Source organism: Pseudomonas canadensis (assembly GCF_030980095.1).
In the GTDB taxonomy this organism is placed as follows: Bacteria; Pseudomonadota; Gammaproteobacteria; order Pseudomonadales; family Pseudomonadaceae; genus Aquipseudomonas; species Aquipseudomonas canadensis.
The window spans coordinates 4558682-4577531 of sequence record NZ_CP133298.1 but is presented as its reverse complement, the minus strand read 5'-3'; the positions used below and the strand labels follow the sequence as shown (position 1 = coordinate 4577531).

Genomic DNA, 18850 nt, shown 5'->3' with positions numbered 1-18850 from the left:
ACCCCGGGCCGTCCTGGCCCGAGGCTTTCAACACTGACTATTAGAACTTGGCTTCTGCGTCCAACTGCAGGGTGTTGGTGTTGGCATCACGTTGGGTGCGGCTGGCGTAGTCGGCCTTGGTCAGGAAGTACGTGGCACCGAGGGCGAAGTTCTTGTCGATGTCGTAGCTGACCTTCATCTTGTGACCGCGCGAACCGGTGGTGCCGTTGGCGAAGTCCGAGTCGGTGAAGGCACCCACCACGGCATTACGCTGAATGTCGCGGTAGTTGTAGTCCAGGTTGAAACCGAACACTTTCGACTTGGCGCCGATCAGCCAGGCGGTGTCCTGGTCGGTCACGGCGTCGTTGTTTTTCACGTACTGGCCGTAGAACGCCAGCGGTACAGCCAGGCCGCCGATGTCGGCTTGGGCAAAGCCTTCATACAGGCGGAACTGGTTGTCGGCCGAGTTGCCGTTGACCGCCAGTGCGCAAGGCGTGGTGGTGGTTGTGCAACGGCTGTCCTTGTCATTCTGGTAGGCGTAGACGCTGCCGCCCAGGGTCATTTTCAGGTTGTCGGTGACCGAGAAGCGTGTGCCCAACTGGCCAGAGGTCAGGCGCAGGTCGTGACGGAACTGCACGCCGTCGCCGTCGACGTTGTCCTTGAGGTTGTAGTTGCCGAGGCTGCCGAACAGTTCGGCGCTGCTGCCCAGCGGGTATTTGTAGGTCAGGGCCAGGCCTTCAGGGTTGATGTCGCTATCCCAGATGACGTCGCCCATGTTCACCCACGGTTGCAGCATCTTGCCGCCGATCACGTGCAGGTTCTTGATCTGGTCCGGGTGGTAGTCGATGTAGCCAAGGTCCAGCCAGATCGACTTCTTGTCGAAATAGTTGTCCTGGTCCTGGTTGGTCGAGCGCGCATCGTCGCTGCTACCGGTGGCAATGCGGATACCGGTGTCGACTTGCGAGTTGATCTCGGTGTAGGCGCCCAGGCGGGCACGGATGCGCTGACGGTCTTTGTCGCGGCCGCCGTTGTTGGATTCTCCCTGGATTTTCACGGTTTCCTGACGGAAACGTACGTCACCCTTGAACTGAGTCTTGGCCGCCCAGGCCAGCTTCTGGTCAAAGCTGCTCAGCTCATTGGTTTTCTTCGCGGTGGCCGCGATCTGTTCGTTGGTCTCTTGTTGAGCTTGCCGTGCGATCTGCTGTTCTTTCTGGTCTTTGGCCAATTCGCTTTGCAGTTCAGTGTACTGCGCCGCGGTGATCTGGCCGTTGGCCTTGAGCATGTCGAGCAATTTAGCGTCGACTGCAGCGCTGGCCGGAACGCTCAGGGCCAGTAACAGGCCGCCGCACAGGACCGCCGCAGTTTTAGTGGAAGCAAGACGCATATCAATCTCCGAAGGTGAGGAGGGATGGCAAACCATCCAGGACACAACCGACCGATGACGGACGGAAAAATAGCCGCCGGGTAGAACCAGGCGCTCTAAAAACAGGCGTCAGTATCACGATCGTTTATGACGGAGCAGTGGCGAAGTGATGTCATCTAGATGACAAATTTTTCACGTTCGGAACTATTGGTTTAGAGCCTTGTCGCGCGAAACGGGGGTGTGCCAAGGCCGGCAATCAGCGATACTCGCTAGGCTTTCACGCCCCAAACCAGTGAGGATGCCGATGCCGTTGCAACGCCTGGACAGCCTGTCCGAGATCGCCCCGCAAGCCTGGGATGCGCTGGTGCCACAGGCCCAGCCGTTCGTACGGCACGCCTTCCTGAGCGCATTGGAAGACAGCGCCAGCCTGGGCCCGCAATCGGGCTGGCAGCCGGAGCATTTGCTGCATTGGGAAGGTGATCGGCTGGTGGCGGCACTGCCCAGTTATCGCAAGTGGCATTCCTACGGCGAGTACGTGTTTGATCACGGCTGGGCGGATGCTTGCGAGCGGGCTGGCATTGAGTACTACCCTAAGCTGCTGACTGCCGTGCCGTTCAGCCCCGTCAGCGGGCCACGCCTGTTAGCGGCGAGTGCAGAGGAGGGGGTCGAACTGCTGAAAAGCCTGCCGGGTTACCTGGAAATCGAAGGGCTCTCCAGTGCCCACATCAACTTCACTGACGAACTGGCCGATATGGCACTGGCCCAACAACCGGGCTGGCTGCAGCGCCTGGGTTGTCAGTTTCACTGGCAGAACCGGGGTTATCGCGACTTCCAGGATTTCCTTGATGCCTTGAGTTCACGCAAGCGCAAACAGATGCGCAAAGAGCGCGAACAAGTGGCAGGGCAGGGCATCGACTTCGAGTGGCTGCAAGGCCATGAACTGAGCGAGGCCCAGTGGGATTTCGTCTACGCCTGCTACGCCAACACCTACGCGGTGCGCCGCCAATCACCCTACCTGACCCGCGCGTTCTTCAGCCTGCTGGCCGAGCGCATGCCCGAAGCGATTCGCGTGGTCCTGGCCAAACAAGGCACCCGCCCGGTGGCCATGGCCTTCAGCCTGATCGGCGGCGACAGCTTCTACGGTCGCTACTGGGGCTGTCTGGCGGAGTTCGACCGCCTGCATTTCGAAACCTGTTTCTACCAAGGCATGGACTACGCCATCGCCCACGGCCTGCAACGCTTCGACGCGGGGGCACAGGGCGAGCACAAATTGATTCGCGGGTTTGAACCGGTGATCACGCGGTCCTGGCACTACTTGCGCCATCCGGGATTGAAGAACGCCGTGGAAGATTTCCTCGAGCGCGAGCGGGTGGGGATCGTGGCGTATGCTGAGGAGGCGAGGGCAGCCCTGCCTTATCGGCAGGTGTAACGCTCGGGTCCCCTGTAGGAGCGAGCTTGCTCGCGAAAAACCTGAGAGCGCCGCGTAAAACCAGATGCGCTGCGTCATCGTTGATGGTTTTCGCGAGCAAGCTCGCTCCTACAAAGGGGTTAGGCAGGCTCCTCCTTGCCCAGCCATCGATAGGTAGCCCCACCGATCCCCGCGCCAAGGATCGGCGCGAGCCAGAACATCCACAACTGCTGGATCGCCCACCCGCCGACGATCAATGCCGGGCCCGTACTGCGGGCCGGGTTGACTGAAGTGTTGGTGACGGGGATGGAGATCAGGTGGATGAGTGTCAGCGCCAGGCCGATGGCGATGGGCGCAAGGCCCGCTGGGGCACGGCGGTCGGTGGCGCCGAGGATAATCACCACGAACATGGCGGTCATTACCAGCTCACTCACAAACCCCGCCGCCATCGAATAGCCGCCGGGTGAATGCGCGCCATAACCGTTGGACGCCAGGCCCGACGCGAGTTCGAACCCCGGTTTGCCGCTGGCAATTAAATACAGCAACGCAGCGGCGATCGTACCGCCGACCACCTGCGCCACGATGTACGCCGGCAGTTCCCTGGCCGGAAACCGTCCGCCCACAACCAGCCCAACCGACACTGCCGGGTTGAGGTGACAGCCGCTGATGTGCCCGATGGCGAACGCCATGGTCAGCACCGTGAGCCCGAATGCCAGGGACACGCCCAACAATCCAATCCCGACTGCAGGGAACGCTGCGGCAAGCACCGCACTCCCACAACCGCCCAACACCAACCAAAATGTACCTAGCCCCTCTGTGATTGAACGCTTGAACAAAGACATGCCGCCCGTCCTTGATAGATCGCTCTACCGGATCCGTAAATCAGTGATGCTCCCTGCAGATTTACTTCAGCGCCCTTCTGGGCACTGCACTGATTACAGCAGGGTTGCGGCAAAAGTGTAGGAGCGAGCTTGCTCGCGAAGAACGCCAGGACGCCACTTAAAACCAGACTGCCCGCGTTATCGTTGACGTTTTTCGCGAGCAAGCTCGCTCCTACAGTGAGAGGGGTTAGTCGATACCGACAAAACCTCCGGTCTGGTGCTGCCACAACCGCGCATACAGCCCGCCATGGGCCAGCAACTCGGCGTGGCTTCCGCTCTCGGCAATCTGGCCTTTCTCCAGCACCACCAAGCGGTCCATCCGTGCAATGGTCGACAACCGGTGCGCGATGGCAATTACCGTCTTGCCCTGCATCAGGGTTTCCAGGCTCTCCTGGATGGCCGCTTCCACTTCCGAATCCAGCGCGGAGGTGGCTTCGTCCATGATCAGGATCGGCGCGTCCTTGAGCAGCACGCGGGCGATAGCGATGCGTTGACGCTGCCCGCCGGAGAGCTTCACCCCGCGCTCACCGACATGCGCATCCAGCCCGGTACGGCCTTCGGAATCCGACAGCAACGGGATGAACTCATCGGCACGCGCCTTGTGCACGGCGGCCCAGAGTTCTTCATCGGTGGCATCCGGCTTGCCGTACAGCAGGTTGTCGCGGATGGAGCGGTGCAGCAGCGAAGTGTCCTGGGTGATCATGCCGATCTGTTCGCGCAAGGATTCCTGGGCGACATCGGCGATGTTCTGACCATCGATCAGGATGCGTCCGCCTTGCAGGTCGTACAGGCGCAGCAGCAGGTTGACCAACGTCGACTTACCGGCACCCGACGGCCCGATCAGGCCGATCTTTTCACCGGCCTTGATCTCAAGGTTCAGGCCGCCAATGATTCCGCTCTTCTTGCCGTAGTGGAAATCCACCTGTTCGAAACGCACTTCGCCCCGAGGTACGCTCAAGCGCGGGGCATTCTCGCGGTCGATCACGGCGAGTGGCTGGGCGATGGTCTTCAGACCGTCCTGCACCTGGCCGATGTTCTCGAAAATGCCGTTGACCACCCACATGATCCAGCCGGACATGTTGACGATACGGATCACCAAACCCGTGGCCAGGGCAATTGCGCCCACCGAGATCAGCGACTGCGTCCACAACCACAACGCCAGGCCGGTGGTTGTGACGATCAGCAGGCCGTTCATGGTGGTGATCACGATGTCCATGCTGGTGACGACGCGGCTAGCCAACTGGGTTTTTTCGGTTTGCTCGATGATCGCTTCCTTGGCGTATTCCTGCTCATAGCGGGTATGGGCGAACAGCTTCAAGGTGGTGATGTTGGTGTAGCCGTCGACGATGCGGCCCATCAACTTGGAGCGCGCTTCGGAGGAAATCACCGAGCGCTCCTTCACCCGTGGCACGAAGAAGCGCAGCGCCAGGCTGTAGCAAATGATCCAGGTCACCAGCGGGATCATCAGGCGCCAATCAGCTTCGGCAAACAGCACCAGGGAACTGATGGCGTAGATCGCCACGTGCCAGATCGCATCCACTGCCGCCACGGCAGAGTCGCGCAAGGAGTTGCCGGTTTGCATGATGCGCTGGGCAATACGCCCGGCGAAGTCGTTCTGGAAGAAATTCAGGCTCTGCTTGAGCACGTAACTGTGGTTCTGCCAGCGGATCAGGCTGGTCATGCCGGGGCTGATGGTCTGGTGCACCAGCAAGTCATGCAGGGCGCCGAAGATCGGGCGCAGCAGTAGGGCGACCACGGCCATCCAGATCAGCTCGGTGCTATGCAACTGGAAGAAGTTGGCCGGCGGCGTGCCTTGGGCCAGGTCGATGATGCGGCTCAGGTAGCTGAACAGCGCCACTTCGATCAGCGCCCCGATCAGGCCCACCACCAGCAAGGCGGCGAAATGCGGCCACACTTGGCGCAGGTAGTAGAGGTAGAAGGGCAGGACGTTGTCGGGTGGGGCTTCGCTGGGGGCGTCGCGGAAAATATCGATCAGTTGTTCAAAACGACGATAGAGCATTAGGTATGACGCCCGCGGGGCGGGCTCTCCTTTCAAATGCGCGCGCAGCCTTGTGGGCTGCGCGCGGAGCTACCTGCTGACCTCAGTCGATGCGCTTGGCCGACTTGATCACAACAGGATCGATTGGCACGTTCTGCATGCCCTGCTTGGTGGTGGTCTGCGAGTTGACGATCACATCAACCACGTCCATGCCCTTGACCACTTTGGCGAATACGGCGTAACCGGCATCGCGGCCCGGGTCGAGGAAGGCATTGTCAGCGACGTTGATGAAGAATTGGCTGGTGGCCGAATTCGGGTCATTGGTGCGCGCCATCGACAGGGTGCCACGCACGTTATGCAGGCCGTTGCTGGCTTCGTTCTTGATCGGTGCTTCGGTCGGCTTCTGCGACATCTGTGCGGTAAACCCGCCGCCCTGGACCATGAAGCCTGGGATCACGCGGTGGAAAATCGTGTTGGTGTAGAAGCCCTTGTCGACATAGGCCAGGAAGTTCTTGGTGCTGATCGGCGCCTTGACCGGGTCCAGTTCGATCTCGATGTCGCCGTTGGTGGTGGTGATCAATACGTGGGGCGCCTTGGCGGGCTCGGCGGCCATCAGGTTGGCGGCGAACAGAACGGAACCGGCAAAGAAGGCGATTTTTTTCAACATGGGTCAGTGATCCTGGGTAGTGGTTTCGACTGTCTTTAGAAAATCGAGCAGGGTTGCGTTAAAGACTTCGGGTTGATCCAAGGGCGTGGCATGGCGGGAATCCTCGATCACCACCAGTCGCGCATCGGGCAGCAGTTTTACATAGTTTTCTTTCTGCGCCACGGGGGTGTAGTCGTGGTCGGCGCTGATGACCAAGGTTGGACAGGTGATTCTGGAAAGTCGTTCCTGCACGCCCCAGCCCACAATGGCATCGAAGCTGGCGAGATAAGCACGTTTGTCGTTTTTTGCCCAGCGTTCGGCCATCTTGCGGCGCAGGTCGGCTTGCTCCGGTTTGGGAAACAAACGGTCGCCCAGCGCCTTGCCGATAGTGGCCAGGCTGAGCACGCGCGCCAGGCTCCAACGTTTGGCCCATTGCCAGTAATCATCGGCACTGCGCACCTTCACCTCCGGCGCGCTGTTGACGATGCAGAGGCTCTTGACCAGTGCGGGTTCGTCCACTGCCAGTTGGAAGGCGATCATGCCGCCCATGGACAAGCCCACCACATGGGCGGGTGGCAGGTCCAAGTGTTCGATCAGCGCCAGCAGATCAAAGGTGAAGCCCTGGATGCTGTAGCGTTCGCGCGGTTTGTCCGAGCGCCCGTGGCCACGAACATCCACCACGATCAGTCGGTAATGCCTGGCCAGCACCGGAATCTGCAGCTCCCAATCCTGGCTGCTGGAGCCCAGGCCGTGGATCAGGATCAGCGGCGTGCCGTGGCCGTATTCCTCGTAGTGCAGGCTGCATCCTTCGTGGTCGAACCAGGCCATGCGTGAACTCCGTTTCAGGCTTGCTGTGGGGCGGCGAAAGGCGCGTCCAACGGGGCGGTGTCAAAGGTGCGCAGCAGTTCCACGAGGATCTGCGTTGCCGGGCCCAAGGGTTTGTCTTTATTGGAATACAGAAAGAACGTGGGGTGACGGCTGCCGCCCTGTTCCAAGGGGAGTTGCTTGAGCACGCCTTCGGCGAGTTCGCGTTCGATCATGTGTCGGGGCAGCCACGCAAAGCCCAGGCCACTGCCCACAAACGCGGCGGCGGTAGCCAGGCTGCCGACGGTCCAGCGCTGTTCGGCGCCGAGCCAGCCCACATCCCGTGGTTGCTGGCGGCCGGAATCGCGGATCACCACCTGCATCTGGCTTTCCAGATCCTGGAAGCTCAACTCGCGATTCATGCGGTGCAAGGTATGCTCGGGGTGCGCCACGGCGACGAATTCCACATCGCTCATTTCTGTGCCCAAGTAACCTGGGATGCTGAAACCGCAAATCGCCAGGTCGGCCACGCCTTCCATCAGCAACTCTTCAACACCCGACAGCACTTCTTCACGCAGGCGCACACGGCAACCGCGGCTCTGCGGCATGAATGCGGTGAGCGCGCGTACCAGGCGAGCGTTTGGATAGGCCGCGTCCACCACCAGCCGCACCTCGGCTTCCCAGCCTTGTTCCATATGGTGGGCGAGGTCTTCCAACTGGCTGGCGTTTTTCACCAGTTGCCGGGAGCGGCGTAACAGCACTTCACCGGCGTCGGTGAGCACGGCCTTGCGCCCGTCAATGCGCAGCAGCGGCACGCCGAGCTGGTCTTGCATGCGGGCCACGGTGTAGCTCACCGAGGACTGCGAACGGTGCAGCGCTTCGGCCGCCTGGGCGAAGCCGCCATGGTCGACCACGGCTTGCAGCGTGCGCCATTGATCGAGGGTAACGCGGGGCGCTTTCAAGATGGGTTCCTCTTGTCCTAAGCTGACAGTCCTTATTGGAGACTGTCGAATGAGAAAATTCTGTTGTGTGTTGCTGGCGCTGCTGCCGCTGAGCGCGTTTGCGTACCCCATCGACGTGACGAAAAAGATCGACGGCGTCAGCATCGATTACACCGCCTCTGACGTGGACGGCGATATCAGCTCGATTCAACTCAATAACTACGGCACTCAAGACGCGGTCTGCTCGGTAACCTTCACCAACGGCCCGGAATCGCCGCGCCGCAGAACGGTCACGGTGCCGGCGGGCAAAAGCACCAACACCACGGTCAAGTTCAACCGCGCGATTATCAAGATGCGGATCGCCCTGGCTTGCGCACCGAAGTAATCCAGCAGCGGAGCACGCTCCGCTTATAAACAAATTTATAGATGGGTTATAGCAGTTTTTTGCGCTTTTTAATCGAATTGGCTCTGTTTAATCTCTACTCCATCGCCTTACAGCAATTTCCGATGGAGCCTACAAAGCCATGTCCAATGTTCTGATCATCGAAAGCAGCGCCCGCCAGCAGGATTCGATTTCCCGCCAACTGACCCAGCAGTTCATCAGTCAATGGCAGGCCGTTCACCCGGCCGATCAGATGACCGTGCGCGATGTGGCCCTCAACCCGGTTCCGCACCTGGACGCCAACCTCCTCGGCGGCTGGATGAAACCTGCGGATCAACGCAACGACAGCGAGCAGGCGTCCCTGGACCGCTCCGACGAATTGACCAATGAGTTGTTGGCTGCCGACGTTCTGGTGATGGCCGCGCCGATGTACAACTTCGCTATCCCCAGCACTCTCAAAGCCTGGCTGGATCACGTGTTGCGGGCCGGTGTGACCTTCAAGTACACCGCCACCGGGCCACAGGGCCTGCTGACTGGCAAACGCGCCATCGTGCTCACCGCTCGCGGCGGCATTCACACCGGGGCCAGTTCCGATCACCAGGAACCCTACCTGCGTCAGGTCATGGCTTTTATCGGAATTCACGACGTGACCTTCATTCACGCCGAAGGGGTGAACCTCAGTGGTGACTTCCAGGAGAAGGGCATCAACCACGCCAAGGCCCTGTTGGCCCAGGTCGCCTGATCCGTTAATCGCCAGATAATCCCGCGATGTTTATCTAGCTCCACGCAAGCCCTTCAAGTACGCGTAACAGACCTCCCTTTGCACTTTTGCTCCTGAGTGCTCCTGCCCGACTGCCGCTTTAGCGAGGTCGGGTTTTTTTTGCGCCGAGTTTCTTCAACCGTCGAAAACCTTTAATGTCCCGCCCATTCGAAACGAGGCGCGCATGGGCTACTTACTGGTTGTCACCCTGATTCAGGCATTTTCCTTCAGCTTGATCGGCGAATACCTCGCCGGTCACGTCGACAGCTATTTCGCCGTGCTGGTGCGCGTGTTGCTGGCCGGCTTGGTATTCATCCCGCTGACCCGCTGGCGCTCGGTGGAACCGGGCTTCATGCGCGGCTTGCTGGTGATCGGCGCGTTGCAGTTCGGCGTGACCTATGTGTGCCTGTACCTGAGCTTTCGCGTGCTCACGGTGCCCGAAGTGTTGCTGTTCACCATCCTCACGCCGTTGCACGTGACCCTCATCGAGGATGCACTCAATCGTCGCTTCAACCCCTGGGCGCTGATTGCCGCGCTGGTGGCGGTGGCGGGTGCGGCGGTGATCCGCTTCGACCAGATCACTCCGCACTTCCTGGGAGGCTTCCTGCTGCTGCAATTGGCCAACTTCACCTATGCCGCCGGACAGGTGATGTACAAGCACCTGGTCAAACGCTACCCAAGCGACTTGCCGCATTACCGCCGCTTTGGTTTCTTCTACGTAGGGGCATTGCTGGTGGTGCTGCCGGCGTTCCTGCTGTTCGGCAAGGCCAATTTCTTGCCCGATGCGCCACTGCAATGGGGCGTATTGGTGTTCCTCGGGCTGGTGAGCACCGCGCTAGGCATGTACTGGTGGAACAAGGGTGCTTGCCTGGTGCAGGGCGGCACGCTGGCAGTGATGAATAACCTGCATGTGCCAGTGGGGTTGCTGTTGAACTTGCTGATCTGGAACCAGCATGAGCCGCTGGGGCGGTTGGCGTTGGGCGGGTTGGTGATTCTGGGGGCGGTGTGGATCAGTCGGTTGGGTGTGCGCAAACAGCCGATCCTGCGCTGAACCATCTGTGGGAGCGAGCAAGCCCGCTCCCACTCAACCCCGTTCCCATAGCGGTGTGGTGGCGTCAGGCAGATTTGTTGTCCAGAGTCGGCAAATGACTAGCCCCCAACACCGCCGGCAACACCCCCGCACGCAAGTCATTGCCACTCGGCTGCTGATACAGGCTCAAGCCAAACTCCGGCAGTACCGCCAGCAGGTAATCAAAAATATCCCCCTGGATACGCTCGTAATCCGCCCACGCCGTGGTGCGGGTAAAACAATAGATCTCCAGCGGTACGCCCTGGGCGGTGGTTTGCATCTGGCGCACCATGCAGGTCATGTTCGGCTGGATGTCCGGGTGGCTTTTCAGGTAGGCCAGGGCGTAGGCGCGGAAGGTGCCGAGGTTGGTCATGCGGCGGCGGTTGGCCGAGAGTTGTGCGCTGTGGCCCTGGGCTTCGTTCCAGGCCTTGAGCTCGGCCTGCTTGCGCCCGATGTAGTCGGTGAGCAAGTGCACCTGGGTCATGCGCAGTTCTTCGTCGTCGCGCAGGAAGCGCACGCCGCTGGCGTCGATGAACAGGCTGCGCTTGATACGGCGCCCGCCGGAGGCCTGCATGCCACGCCAGTTCTTGAACGACTCCGACATCAGGCGCCAGGTGGGGATGGAGACGATGGTCTTGTCGAAGTTCTGCACCTTGACCGTGTGCAGGGTGATGTCCACCACGTCGCCATCCGCGCCGACCTGGGGCATTTCGATCCAGTCGCCGACCCGTAGCATGTCGTTGCTGGTCAACTGCACGCTGGCGACGAACGACAACAGCGTGTCCTTGTATACCAACAGGATTACCGCCGACATGGCGCCAAGCCCTGACAGCAGCAACAGGGGGGAGCGGTCAATCAGGGTGGCGACGATGATGATCGCGCCAAACACGAACAGCACCATCTTCGCCAACTGCACGTAGCCCTTGATCGAGCGGGTGCGCGCGTGTTCGGTGCGGGCGTAGATGTCCAGCAGGGCATTGAGCAGCGCGCTGGTGGCCAGCACCAGGAACAGGATGGTGATTGCCAGGGCCACGTTGCCGATGAACAGGATGGCGGTCTTGCTCAGGTCTGGCACCAGGTACAGGCCGAACTGGATCACCAAGGACGGCGTCATCTGCGCCAGGCGATGGAAGACCTTGTTGTGCCGCAGGTCGTTGAGCCAGTGCAGCGCCGGTTGCCGGCCGAGCAGTTTGACGGCGTGGAGGATGAGGTAACGTGCCACTCGTCCGAGCAACAGGGCCACCACCAGCAACACCAGCAAGCCAAGGCTGGCATGCAGAAGCGGGTGTTCGTCGAGGGTGCCCCAAAGGTCTTGGACGTTGAGCCAGAGCTGTTTGATATCCATGGGTGAAACCGATTCTTCTATAAGACAACACGGGGCGATTAGAGCATTTAAGTGCAACAAAGTTGATGTCATGGACAAATGCCCTGACAAAAAAGCAGCCGATTCGCACTGTTCGCGTAAAGAAACTCGGTTTGGACGCCCGAAACCGGTAACCTATGCAGCTGATTTTTTGTATTTCTTCGAGGTAGCACCCGTGTTTTCCCAATTCGCCCTGCACGAACGCCTGCTCAAAGCCGTGGCCGAGCTTAAATTTGTCGAGCCTACGCCTGTGCAAGCAGCGGCCATCCCGCTCGCGCTCGAAGGGCGTGACCTGCGGGTGACAGCTCAAACCGGTAGCGGCAAGACCGCCGCCTTCGTCCTGCCGGTGCTGAACCGCCTGATCGGCCCGGCCAAGGTTCGCGTCAGCATCAAGACCCTGATCCTGCTGCCGACTCGCGAGCTGGCCCAGCAGACCCTGAAGGAAGTCGAGCGTTTCTCGCAGTTCACCTTCATCAAGTCCGGCATCATCACCGGCGGTGAAGACTTCAAGGTCCAGGCCGCCATGCTGCGCAAGGTGCCGGACATCCTGATCGGCACCCCAGGTCGCATGATCGAGCAACTCAACGCCGGCAACCTCGACCTCAAGGAAGTCGAAGTGCTGGTGCTGGACGAAGCCGACCGCATGCTCGATATGGGCTTTGCCGACGACGTGCAGCGTCTGGTGGGCGAATGCGTCAACCGTCAGCAGACCATGTTGTTCTCCGCCACCACCGGTGGTTCGACCCTGCGCGACATGGTCGCCAAGGTACTGAACAACCCTGAGCACCTGCAGGTCAACAACGTCAGTGACCTGAACGCGACCACGCGCCAGCAGATCGTCACCGCCGACCACAATGTGCACAAAGAGCAGATCCTCAACTGGCTGCTGGCCAACGAGACCTATCAGAAAGCCATCGTGTTCACCAACACCCGCGCCGCCGCCGACCGTATCTATGGCCGCCTGGTGGCCCAGGAATACAAGGCGTTCGTGCTGCACGGCGAGAAAGACCAGAAGGACCGCAAGCTGGCCATCGACCGCCTCAAGGCTGGCGGCGTGAAGATCCTGGTCGCCACCGACGTCGCCGCCCGTGGCTTGGACGTGGACGGCCTGGACCTGGTGATCAACTTCGACATGCCGCGCAGTGGCGACGAATACGTGCACCGTATCGGGCGTACCGGGCGTGCCGGCAATGACGGCCTGGCCATCTCGCTGATCTGCCACGGCGACTGGAACCTGATGTCGAGCATCGAGCGCTACCTCAAGCAATCGTTCGAGCGCCGCACCATCAAGGAAGTCAAAGGCACCTACACCGGGCCGAAGAAGGTCAAGGCGTCGGGCAAGGCCGTTGGCGTGAAGAAGAAAAAGACCGACGCCAAGGGCGACAAGAAGAAAACCGGCGCCAAGTCGCCGACCAAGCGCAAGATCGCCAACCGGCCGAAGACCGACAACCTGTCGCTCGTCAGCAAGGACGGCATGGCTCCGCTCAAGCGCCGCAAGCCGGAAGCCCCGGCTGCCGAATAAGGCGCAGGTGATGTGAAAAAACCGGACGATTGTCCGGTTTTTTTATGCCATCAGTTTTTGGCCTTGGCGGCTGCTTCCTTGAGCTCTTTCAGGCGAGCATCGATCAACTGGCACTTGTCGGGGAATTCCGCGCTTTCGGTATCCAAGTCCATCTTTTGCAGCTCGTCGTTCATCTCCTTGGCCTTGGTCGGGTTCTGCTCGGTCAGCTTGGCCACTTCCTGAGCCAGTTGCTCGCGCTTGGCGGTAGCCTCGTCTGGCGTACAGGCCCAGGCGGGCAGGGCGGTCAACAATGCGGCGGCGATGGCCAGGTTCATCAGGGTTTTCATGGGGGGACCTCCTTGGCAGGGATATTCAGTTGAGGTCGCGGGCACCTGGAAAGTTCACGCCAATGACGCTCGTCTCCTGGGCTGAACGGCCAGTGGCGCGGCGGGTCACACCTTTAACGGGCTACTTTCCACTCGCCCGCAGGAGGAATCAGGATGACGACTTACAACTGGGATTTGATCGAACGTCTGCTGCATGAAGTGCAGAACGGCGAGGGCAGCTTCGCCCCGCGCAAATACGCCGAGCAGGAAGCGGCCGAGAAGGCCACGGCGGGCGAGTCCACCGGCAACCTGGACGCGCTCAAGAAGACTGCTGCGGATTATGAAGCACTGCTGTTCAAGCGCGGTTTTATCGAATCGCGCCCCGAAGATGAGGGCGGGAATGGCGAGAATTTCATCCTGACCCCGCTGGGCGCGCAGTTGCTGGCGCTGATCGACAGTTCGATTCCGGGCAACGATCATCCACGGCAGGTGCTGGATGAGCAATCCGACGCGCTGGACCCGACGACCTTCGCCGAGGTCGCCTCCAAGGCCCAGATCGCCTGATATCCATTACGCCCCGGCACGCTCGTAACGCCGGGGCGAAACTGTCAGATCGGTAATCTGCCGCTAAGCTGGCTGACAGCCGACCCTGCCTACTCTGCTGCCATTCAACTCATGGAATTGAATCGGCATGCACTCCAATACCTCCCGACGAACCTTCGTCAAAGGCTTGGCCGCCGGCGGCTTGCTGGGCGGGCTCGGCCTCTGGCGCAGCCCGGTCTGGGCCTTGACCAGCCCCGGCCAGCCCACGGTGCTGGCCGGCACCGAGTTTGATCTGTTCATCGACCAGGCCCCCGTCAACCTCACCGGCCGCCACCGCACGGCGCTGACCATCAATGGCGGCTTGCCCGGCCCGCTGCTGCGCTGGCGCGAAGGCGACACCGTGACCTTGCGCGTGAAGAACCGCTTGGCCGAACCGACGTCGATCCACTGGCACGGCATTCTCCTGCCGTCGAACATGGACGGCGTACCGGGCTTGAGCTTCAAGGGCATCGAGCCGGGTGGCGTGTTTGTCTACCAATTCACGGTCAAGCAGCACGGCACTTACTGGTACCACAGCCATTCCGGGTTCCAGGAACAGCAGGGCGTGTATGGCCCGCTGGTGATCGACCCGAGAGAGCCCGAGCCCTACACCTACCAGCGAGACTACGTGGTGATGCTGTCGGACTGGACCGACGAAGACCCGGTCGCCTTGATGAAAACCCTCAAGAAACAGTCCGACTACTACAATCTGCACAAGCCCACCGTGGGCGACTTCGTGCGGGATGTGGGCAAGCAAGGCTGGTCGGCCACGATTGCCGATCGCCTGATGTGGGCGCAGATGAAGATGAACCCCACGGACTTGGCCGATGTCAGCGGCGAGACCTACACCTACCTGCTCAACGGCCAGCCGCCGGAGCGCAACTGGACCGGTGTGTTTCAGGCTGGCGAGACGATCCGGTTGCGCGTTATCAACGGCTCGGCAATGAGCTACTTCGATGTGCGCATTCCGGGGCTGAAGATGACCGTGATTGCCGCCGATGGCCAGCCAGTGCAGCCGGTGAGCGTCGACGAGTTCCGTATCGCCGTGGCGGAGACCTTCGATGTGCTGGTCGAGCCGACGGCCGAGGCTTACACGCTGTTCGCCCAGTCAATGGACCGCAGTGGTTATGCCCGCGGCACGCTTGCCCGACAAACCGGGGCGACGGCCCCCGTACCGGCACTGGACCCGCGCCCCTGGATCACCATGGACGACATGGGCATGGGTGGCATGGATCACGTTGCCATGGCGGATATGCCGGGCATGGATCACAGTGCCATGTCGATGCAGGCCCATCCTGCCAGCGAGCAAGACAACCCGCTGGTGGATATGCAGGCCATGAGCCCGGTGCCCAAGCTCGATGACCCCGGTATCGGCCTGCGCAACAACGGCCGGCGCGTCCTGACGTATGCCGACTTGCGCAGCACCTTCGAAGACCCCGACGGGCGCGATCCCAGCCGCACCATTGAACTGCACCTCACCGGGCATATGGAGAAGTTCGCCTGGTCGTTCAATGGCGTGAAGTTTTCCGATGCCGAGCCCTTGCAGTTGGCCTACGGCGAGCGAGTTCGGCTGGTGCTGGTCAACGACACCATGATGAGTCATCCCATCCACCTGCACGGCCTGTGGAGTGACCTGGAAGATGAAAACGGCCAGTTCCAGGTGCGCAAGCACACCATCGACATGCCGCCGGGCTCACGGCGCAGCTACCGAGTGACTGCCGATGCGTTGGGGCGTTGGGCCTATCACTGCCATCTGCTGTACCACATGGAAATGGGCATGTTCCGTGAGGTACGCGTGCATGAATGAGGACGCGAGCATGAGCCGTGTTTTAACTGTCCTGATCGGGCTGGCGTTCGCTCCATCGGCGCTGGCCGACGAATTCCAGGGCATGAGCCCGGCGACACCGGCGCTCACCGAGAGTCGCACACCGATTCCCGTGTTGACTGCCGCCGATCGCGCTGCGGTCTACAACGCGGCTGGTGGGCACAGGGTCCACGACAGTGGCATCAATTCCCTGCTGCTGATCAACCAGTTGGAATGGCAGGGCGGCGAGGGCGACGGCGCGCTGAATTGGGATATCAAGGGGTGGGTCGGTGGCGATATCGATCGCCTGTGGCTACGCAGTGAAGGCGAGCGCAGTGCCGGTCGCACCGAAAGCGCCGAAGCCCAGGCGTTGTGGGGGCATGCCATCACACCCTGGTGGGACTTGGTGGGTGGTGTGCGCCAGGACTTCAAGCCAGGGGACGGCCAGACCTGGGCGGCGTTCGGGGCCCAGGGCATGGCTCTTTACAACGTTGAAGCCGAAGCCACGGTTTTTGTCGGTGAAGCAGGGCGTACTGCTGCGAGATTGGAGGGCGATTACGACATTCTGCTGACCAATCGGCTGATCCTGCAGCCCACCGCTGAACTCAACTTCTATGGGCGCAACGATCCGCAGCGCGGCGTTGGTTCGGGCCTGTCGGACAGTGAGCTGGGCCTGAGGCTGCGTTACGAAGTGCACCGCGAATTTGCGCCCTATGTGGGCGTGACATGGAATCGCAGCTACGGCCAAACCGCGCAATACGCCCGAGATGACGGCGAAGACACGAACCAGGTGCGCTGGGTCGTGGGTGTGCGCCTGTGGTTCTGACGTTTCTATTTTTCCTATAACTCGCCGCCACGAGCGGCCTGGAGCCTTGCATGTCGATGTTTAAAACCGCCCTGGCGGGCGTTGTGCTGTGCGCCGGAGTGATCGCCAGCCTGGCGGCCTCGGCCCATCCGAAGTTGTTGTCGTCCACGCCAGCGTCCGGTGCCCAGGGCGCGGCACCGGCAGTCATTGAACTGCGGTTCTCGGAAAACCTGTTGACGCAGTTTTCCGGCGCCAAGCTGATCATGACCGATATGCCCGGCATGCCCAATTCGCCGATGCCGGTCAAGGCCAGTGTCGCGGCCAGTAGTGATCCTAAGGTGATGTTGATCAAGCCGGCCTCCACACTGATGACCGGGACCTATCGGGTCGATTGGCGGGCCGTGTCTTCCGACACGCACCCGATCCTTGGCAACGTGGTGTTCAGCGTCCAGCCATGAGTGAACTGGTCCCGGTGTTACTGCGTTTCGCGCTGTATCTGGACTTGATGCTGGTATTCGGCCTGGGGCTGTTTGGCCTGTATGCAGACAGCAAGTTGCTGAATCTGAAACCGCTGCTGCGCAGGTTGGCGGCGCTGGGTTTGCTGCTGTCGTTGGCGTCGCTGCTGTCCATGACCCAGGCCATGAGCGGCGCCGAGGATTGGCCGACACTGTGGACGCACCTGCAGATGATGCTCTGGCAGACCGAGCTGGGCTGGACGTGGTGGTTGCGCATTGCGGCGCTGGTGCTGGTTGCGCTCAGTACCCGATTGGCCACCGTGTTCGGCGGTGTCGCGTTGGTGACGCTGGCGTGGGTCGGGCATGGCGTGATGCATGAGGGCTCGTTGGGGCAGTGGCATCTGCTAAGCGACAGTACGCATCTGCTGGCAGCGGCGGGCTGGGTCGGGGCATTGGCGGCGTTCGGGCTGATGCTGGCGAATGCGTCTGAGCAGGCGGTGCAGACGCTTGCACACGCCTTGGCGGGCTTCGAGCGTGTTGGTGTGGTCTTCGTCGCGGTACTGATCGGCACGGGCGTGGCGAATTATCTGTTTGTGGTCGGGCCGAACCTGGACGGCATCACCGGCGGTGTCTACGCAATCCTGTTGTGCTTGAAGTTGGGGGTGTTCGGCTTGATGTTGGGGCTGGCGGCGCTCAATCGCTCGCACTTGACGCCCCTGCTTCAGCGCTCTCTCGCGGCGGGTGACCACAGAGCGGCGCGTAATGCCTTGCGTCGCAGCATCACCCTGGAGTTCGGGGCGGTGGTGCTGATCCTGGGGCTTGTGGCCTGGCTGGGGACCTTGGCACCCAGCTAGGGCTGCACGCTCTTCAGGCATTTAAGCGCCTGGAAATCGCTGCGCACCTTGTCGATTTTCTGGGTGAGTTTCTGCCGTTGCTGCACAGTGCTTTCGGCCATCACGTCGACAATCAGGCTGCGGGCCGCGGCTTCCGTCTGTGCATAGGCGGTGCGATATTGCGGGGTCCACAGGTTTTCGCGGTCCACCAGCAACTGCTGCATTTTCTGCGGGAAGTCGGCGTTTTTGCGCTGTTGCACGGCGTCGATAAATTGCGCCTGCCAGCGGGCGCGGTTGCCGATCCATTCATGGTTCTGCTCGCCCAGTGCGATGGACCAGGCGGTCACCCGGTTCTGCTGGCTGGCGCTGAGCGGGCCGATCCAGGCGTCCAGGCGTTTGCTCATGCGCTCGGCGCGGTCCTTGATCTGCTGGGCCAGGGGCGGCTTGAGGTATTCGTCTTGGCGCTTGCGCAGGTCCTTGGCCAGGGCGTCGCTCATTTCCTTGACCTGCTGGTCGTCCAGGCCTTGGAGCAGTTCGATGGCGGAGGGCGTGATCTCACGGGCGACTTCGTCGATGGCCTGTTTGGCCTCGGTGGTCCGGGCCTGGAGCGCGGCGTCGGTCACCTGGTTGTCGTTGGCCATCTGTTGCAGGCGGTCCAGCCAATCCAGGTAACCCGGCAATTGCGTGGTGCAGTGCCAGGCCAGGTGTTCCTTGAGCTTGTCGTTGAACCAACTCTTCTGCCCGGCATTCATGTCCAGGTAGTCATTGAGGGTCCAGGGAATGATCACGTCGAGGTTGCGATAGGCCAGGCCCACGCGATTGCAACCGCTGAGCGCCAGGCTCAGGGTCAGCAGTACCACCAGTAGTTTGAGCCGACGCAGCATGGGCGGGTCCTTCGCAGAGTGGGTTATCACATGTGAACCCGCGCCGGGTGCGACAGTTCAGCCCC

The 18850-nt window shown here is 61.1% G+C and carries 19 protein-coding genes and 1 pseudogene; 10 read left to right on the top strand and 10 right to left on the bottom strand.

Features of this window, described 5'->3' with window-relative positions:
* Window positions 1-40: 40 nt before the first annotated feature.
* Entirely contained in the window at window positions 41-1363 is a 1323-nt protein-coding gene (locus tag RB216_RS21180) for a putative porin (RefSeq protein ID WP_028617432.1), read from the bottom strand.
* A 283-nt stretch (window positions 1364-1646) separates the two neighbouring features.
* Between RB216_RS21180 and RB216_RS21175 the strand changes: the two genes are divergently transcribed.
* A complete protein-coding gene (locus tag RB216_RS21175; protein WP_305382241.1) occupies window positions 1647-2771 on the top strand; it encodes a GNAT family N-acetyltransferase in 1125 nt (374 codons plus the stop codon).
* 13 nt (window positions 2772-2784) lie between these two features.
* Here the strand turns inward: RB216_RS21175 and RB216_RS21170 are convergent.
* The 6 genes and pseudogenes from RB216_RS21170 to RB216_RS21140 all read right to left on the bottom strand — a co-directional run.
* Window positions 2785-2898, bottom strand: a pseudogene (locus RB216_RS21170) (outer membrane lipoprotein carrier protein LolA); the annotation flags it as partial.
* On the bottom strand, window positions 2891-3592 hold the full coding sequence (gene aqpZ / locus RB216_RS21165; protein ID WP_308907838.1) for an aquaporin Z: 702 nt from the start codon (window positions 3590-3592) through the stop codon (window positions 2891-2893). The pseudogene RB216_RS21170 and the gene aqpZ, both read right to left, overlap by 8 nt.
* A 226-nt stretch (window positions 3593-3818) precedes the next feature.
* On the bottom strand, window positions 3819-5651 hold the full coding sequence (locus tag RB216_RS21155) for an ABC transporter ATP-binding protein (protein WP_068937133.1): 1833 nt from the start codon (window positions 5649-5651) through the stop codon (window positions 3819-3821).
* A gap of 82 nt (window positions 5652-5733) precedes the next feature.
* Window positions 5734-6297, bottom strand: coding sequence for a peptidylprolyl isomerase A (locus RB216_RS21150; protein ID WP_016979352.1), 564 nt, complete (start codon window positions 6295-6297; stop codon window positions 5734-5736).
* Between the two features lie 3 nt (window positions 6298-6300).
* Window positions 6301-7104, bottom strand: a complete 804-nt coding sequence (locus tag RB216_RS21145; protein WP_308907837.1) for an alpha/beta fold hydrolase — start codon at window positions 7102-7104, stop codon at window positions 6301-6303.
* A 14-nt stretch (window positions 7105-7118) separates the two neighbouring features.
* Window positions 7119-8042, bottom strand: a complete 924-nt coding sequence (locus RB216_RS21140) for a LysR family transcriptional regulator (protein WP_028617427.1) — start codon at window positions 8040-8042, stop codon at window positions 7119-7121.
* A 49-nt stretch (window positions 8043-8091) separates the two neighbouring features.
* Between RB216_RS21140 and RB216_RS21135 the strand changes: the two genes are divergently transcribed.
* The 3 genes from RB216_RS21135 (at window position 8092) to RB216_RS21125 (ending at window position 10214) form a co-directional block, all read left to right on the top strand.
* Complete coding sequence (locus RB216_RS21135) at window positions 8092-8406, top strand: hypothetical protein (RefSeq protein WP_033900621.1); 315 nt, start codon at window positions 8092-8094, stop codon at window positions 8404-8406.
* 139 nt (window positions 8407-8545) lie between these two features.
* Complete coding sequence (locus RB216_RS21130) at window positions 8546-9145, top strand: FMN-dependent NADH-azoreductase (protein ID WP_308907836.1); 600 nt, start codon at window positions 8546-8548, stop codon at window positions 9143-9145.
* Window positions 9146-9347: 202 nt separating this feature from the next.
* A complete protein-coding gene (locus RB216_RS21125; RefSeq protein WP_068937130.1) occupies window positions 9348-10214 on the top strand; it encodes a carboxylate/amino acid/amine transporter in 867 nt (288 codons plus the stop codon).
* Window positions 10215-10278: 64 nt separating this feature from the next.
* Here RB216_RS21125 and RB216_RS21120 read toward each other — a convergent pair whose 3' ends face one another.
* Window positions 10279-11577 carry a mechanosensitive ion channel family protein gene (locus RB216_RS21120; protein ID WP_068937129.1) on the bottom strand — a complete coding sequence of 433 codons (1299 nt, stop codon included), beginning with the start codon at window positions 11575-11577 and terminating at the stop codon, window positions 10279-10281.
* Window positions 11578-11770: 193 nt separating this feature from the next.
* Between RB216_RS21120 and RB216_RS21115 the strand changes: the two genes are divergently transcribed.
* Window positions 11771-13117 (top strand): DEAD/DEAH box helicase, encoded by a 1347-nt coding sequence (locus tag RB216_RS21115; protein ID WP_016979359.1) that lies wholly within the window; start codon window positions 11771-11773, stop codon window positions 13115-13117.
* Between the two features lie 50 nt (window positions 13118-13167).
* Here RB216_RS21115 and RB216_RS21110 read toward each other — a convergent pair whose 3' ends face one another.
* Window positions 13168-13443: a hypothetical protein gene (locus RB216_RS21110; protein ID WP_028617399.1), complete on the bottom strand. Its 276-nt coding sequence runs from the start codon at window positions 13441-13443 to the stop codon at window positions 13168-13170.
* 153 nt (window positions 13444-13596) lie between these two features.
* On the opposite strand from RB216_RS21110, the gene RB216_RS21105 reads away from it, so the two are divergent.
* The 5 genes from RB216_RS21105 to copD all read left to right on the top strand — a co-directional run bounded on the left by RB216_RS21105 (window position 13597) and on the right by copD (window position 17922).
* Window positions 13597-13986, top strand: a complete 390-nt coding sequence (locus RB216_RS21105; RefSeq protein ID WP_028617398.1) for a hypothetical protein — start codon at window positions 13597-13599, stop codon at window positions 13984-13986.
* 127 nt (window positions 13987-14113) lie between these two features.
* Entirely contained in the window at window positions 14114-15811 is a 1698-nt protein-coding gene (locus tag RB216_RS21100) for a copper resistance system multicopper oxidase (protein ID WP_308907835.1), read from the top strand.
* Window positions 15812-15821: 10 nt separating this feature from the next.
* Complete coding sequence (locus RB216_RS21095) at window positions 15822-16634, top strand: copper resistance protein B (RefSeq protein ID WP_308907834.1); 813 nt, start codon at window positions 15822-15824, stop codon at window positions 16632-16634.
* A 50-nt stretch (window positions 16635-16684) separates the two neighbouring features.
* Entirely contained in the window at window positions 16685-17071 is a 387-nt protein-coding gene (gene copC / locus RB216_RS21090; RefSeq protein ID WP_028617395.1) for a copper homeostasis periplasmic binding protein CopC, read from the top strand.
* Window positions 17068-17922 (top strand): copper homeostasis membrane protein CopD, encoded by an 855-nt coding sequence (gene copD / locus RB216_RS21085; protein ID WP_308907833.1) that lies wholly within the window; start codon window positions 17068-17070, stop codon window positions 17920-17922. Before copC ends, copD begins: the two co-directional genes overlap by 4 nt.
* Here the strand turns inward: copD and RB216_RS21080 are convergent.
* Complete coding sequence (locus RB216_RS21080) at window positions 17919-18785, bottom strand: DUF6279 family lipoprotein (RefSeq protein ID WP_308907832.1); 867 nt, start codon at window positions 18783-18785, stop codon at window positions 17919-17921. The two genes, copD and RB216_RS21080, sit on opposite strands and share 4 nt — an antisense overlap.
* Between the last annotated feature and the right edge of the window lie 65 nt (window positions 18786-18850).

What these genes read in the sequence shown, in the direction of transcription:
- RB216_RS21150 (WP_016979352.1), bottom strand. Translation starts at nt 6,297, where the DNA reads ATGTTGAAAAAAATCGCCTTCTTTGCCGGTTCCGTTCTGTTCGCCGCC.
- RB216_RS21125 (WP_068937130.1), top strand. Translation starts at nt 9,348, where the DNA reads ATGGGCTACTTACTGGTTGTCACCCTGATTCAGGCATTTTCCTTCAGC.
- copD (WP_308907833.1), top strand. Translation starts at nt 17,068, where the DNA reads ATGAGTGAACTGGTCCCGGTGTTACTGCGTTTCGCGCTGTATCTGGAC.
- RB216_RS21105 (WP_028617398.1), top strand. Translation starts at nt 13,597, where the DNA reads ATGACGACTTACAACTGGGATTTGATCGAACGTCTGCTGCATGAAGTG.
- RB216_RS21120 (WP_068937129.1), bottom strand. Translation starts at nt 11,577, where the DNA reads ATGGATATCAAACAGCTCTGGCTCAACGTCCAAGACCTTTGGGGCACC.
- RB216_RS21175 (WP_305382241.1), top strand. Translation starts at nt 1,647, where the DNA reads ATGCCGTTGCAACGCCTGGACAGCCTGTCCGAGATCGCCCCGCAAGCC.
- aqpZ (WP_308907838.1), bottom strand. Translation starts at nt 3,592, where the DNA reads ATGTCTTTGTTCAAGCGTTCAATCACAGAGGGGCTAGGTACATTTTGG.
- RB216_RS21100 (WP_308907835.1), top strand. Translation starts at nt 14,114, where the DNA reads ATGCACTCCAATACCTCCCGACGAACCTTCGTCAAAGGCTTGGCCGCC.
- copC (WP_028617395.1), top strand. Translation starts at nt 16,685, where the DNA reads ATGTCGATGTTTAAAACCGCCCTGGCGGGCGTTGTGCTGTGCGCCGGA.
- RB216_RS21180 (WP_028617432.1), bottom strand. Translation starts at nt 1,363, where the DNA reads ATGCGTCTTGCTTCCACTAAAACTGCGGCGGTCCTGTGCGGCGGCCTG.
- RB216_RS21145 (WP_308907837.1), bottom strand. Translation starts at nt 7,104, where the DNA reads ATGGCCTGGTTCGACCACGAAGGATGCAGCCTGCACTACGAGGAATAC.
- RB216_RS21135 (WP_033900621.1), top strand. Translation starts at nt 8,092, where the DNA reads ATGAGAAAATTCTGTTGTGTGTTGCTGGCGCTGCTGCCGCTGAGCGCG.
- RB216_RS21080 (WP_308907832.1), bottom strand. Translation starts at nt 18,785, where the DNA reads ATGCTGCGTCGGCTCAAACTACTGGTGGTACTGCTGACCCTGAGCCTG.
- RB216_RS21130 (WP_308907836.1), top strand. Translation starts at nt 8,546, where the DNA reads ATGTCCAATGTTCTGATCATCGAAAGCAGCGCCCGCCAGCAGGATTCG.
- RB216_RS21155 (WP_068937133.1), bottom strand. Translation starts at nt 5,651, where the DNA reads ATGCTCTATCGTCGTTTTGAACAACTGATCGATATTTTCCGCGACGCC.
- RB216_RS21095 (WP_308907834.1), top strand. Translation starts at nt 15,822, where the DNA reads ATGAGCCGTGTTTTAACTGTCCTGATCGGGCTGGCGTTCGCTCCATCG.
- RB216_RS21110 (WP_028617399.1), bottom strand. Translation starts at nt 13,443, where the DNA reads ATGAAAACCCTGATGAACCTGGCCATCGCCGCCGCATTGTTGACCGCC.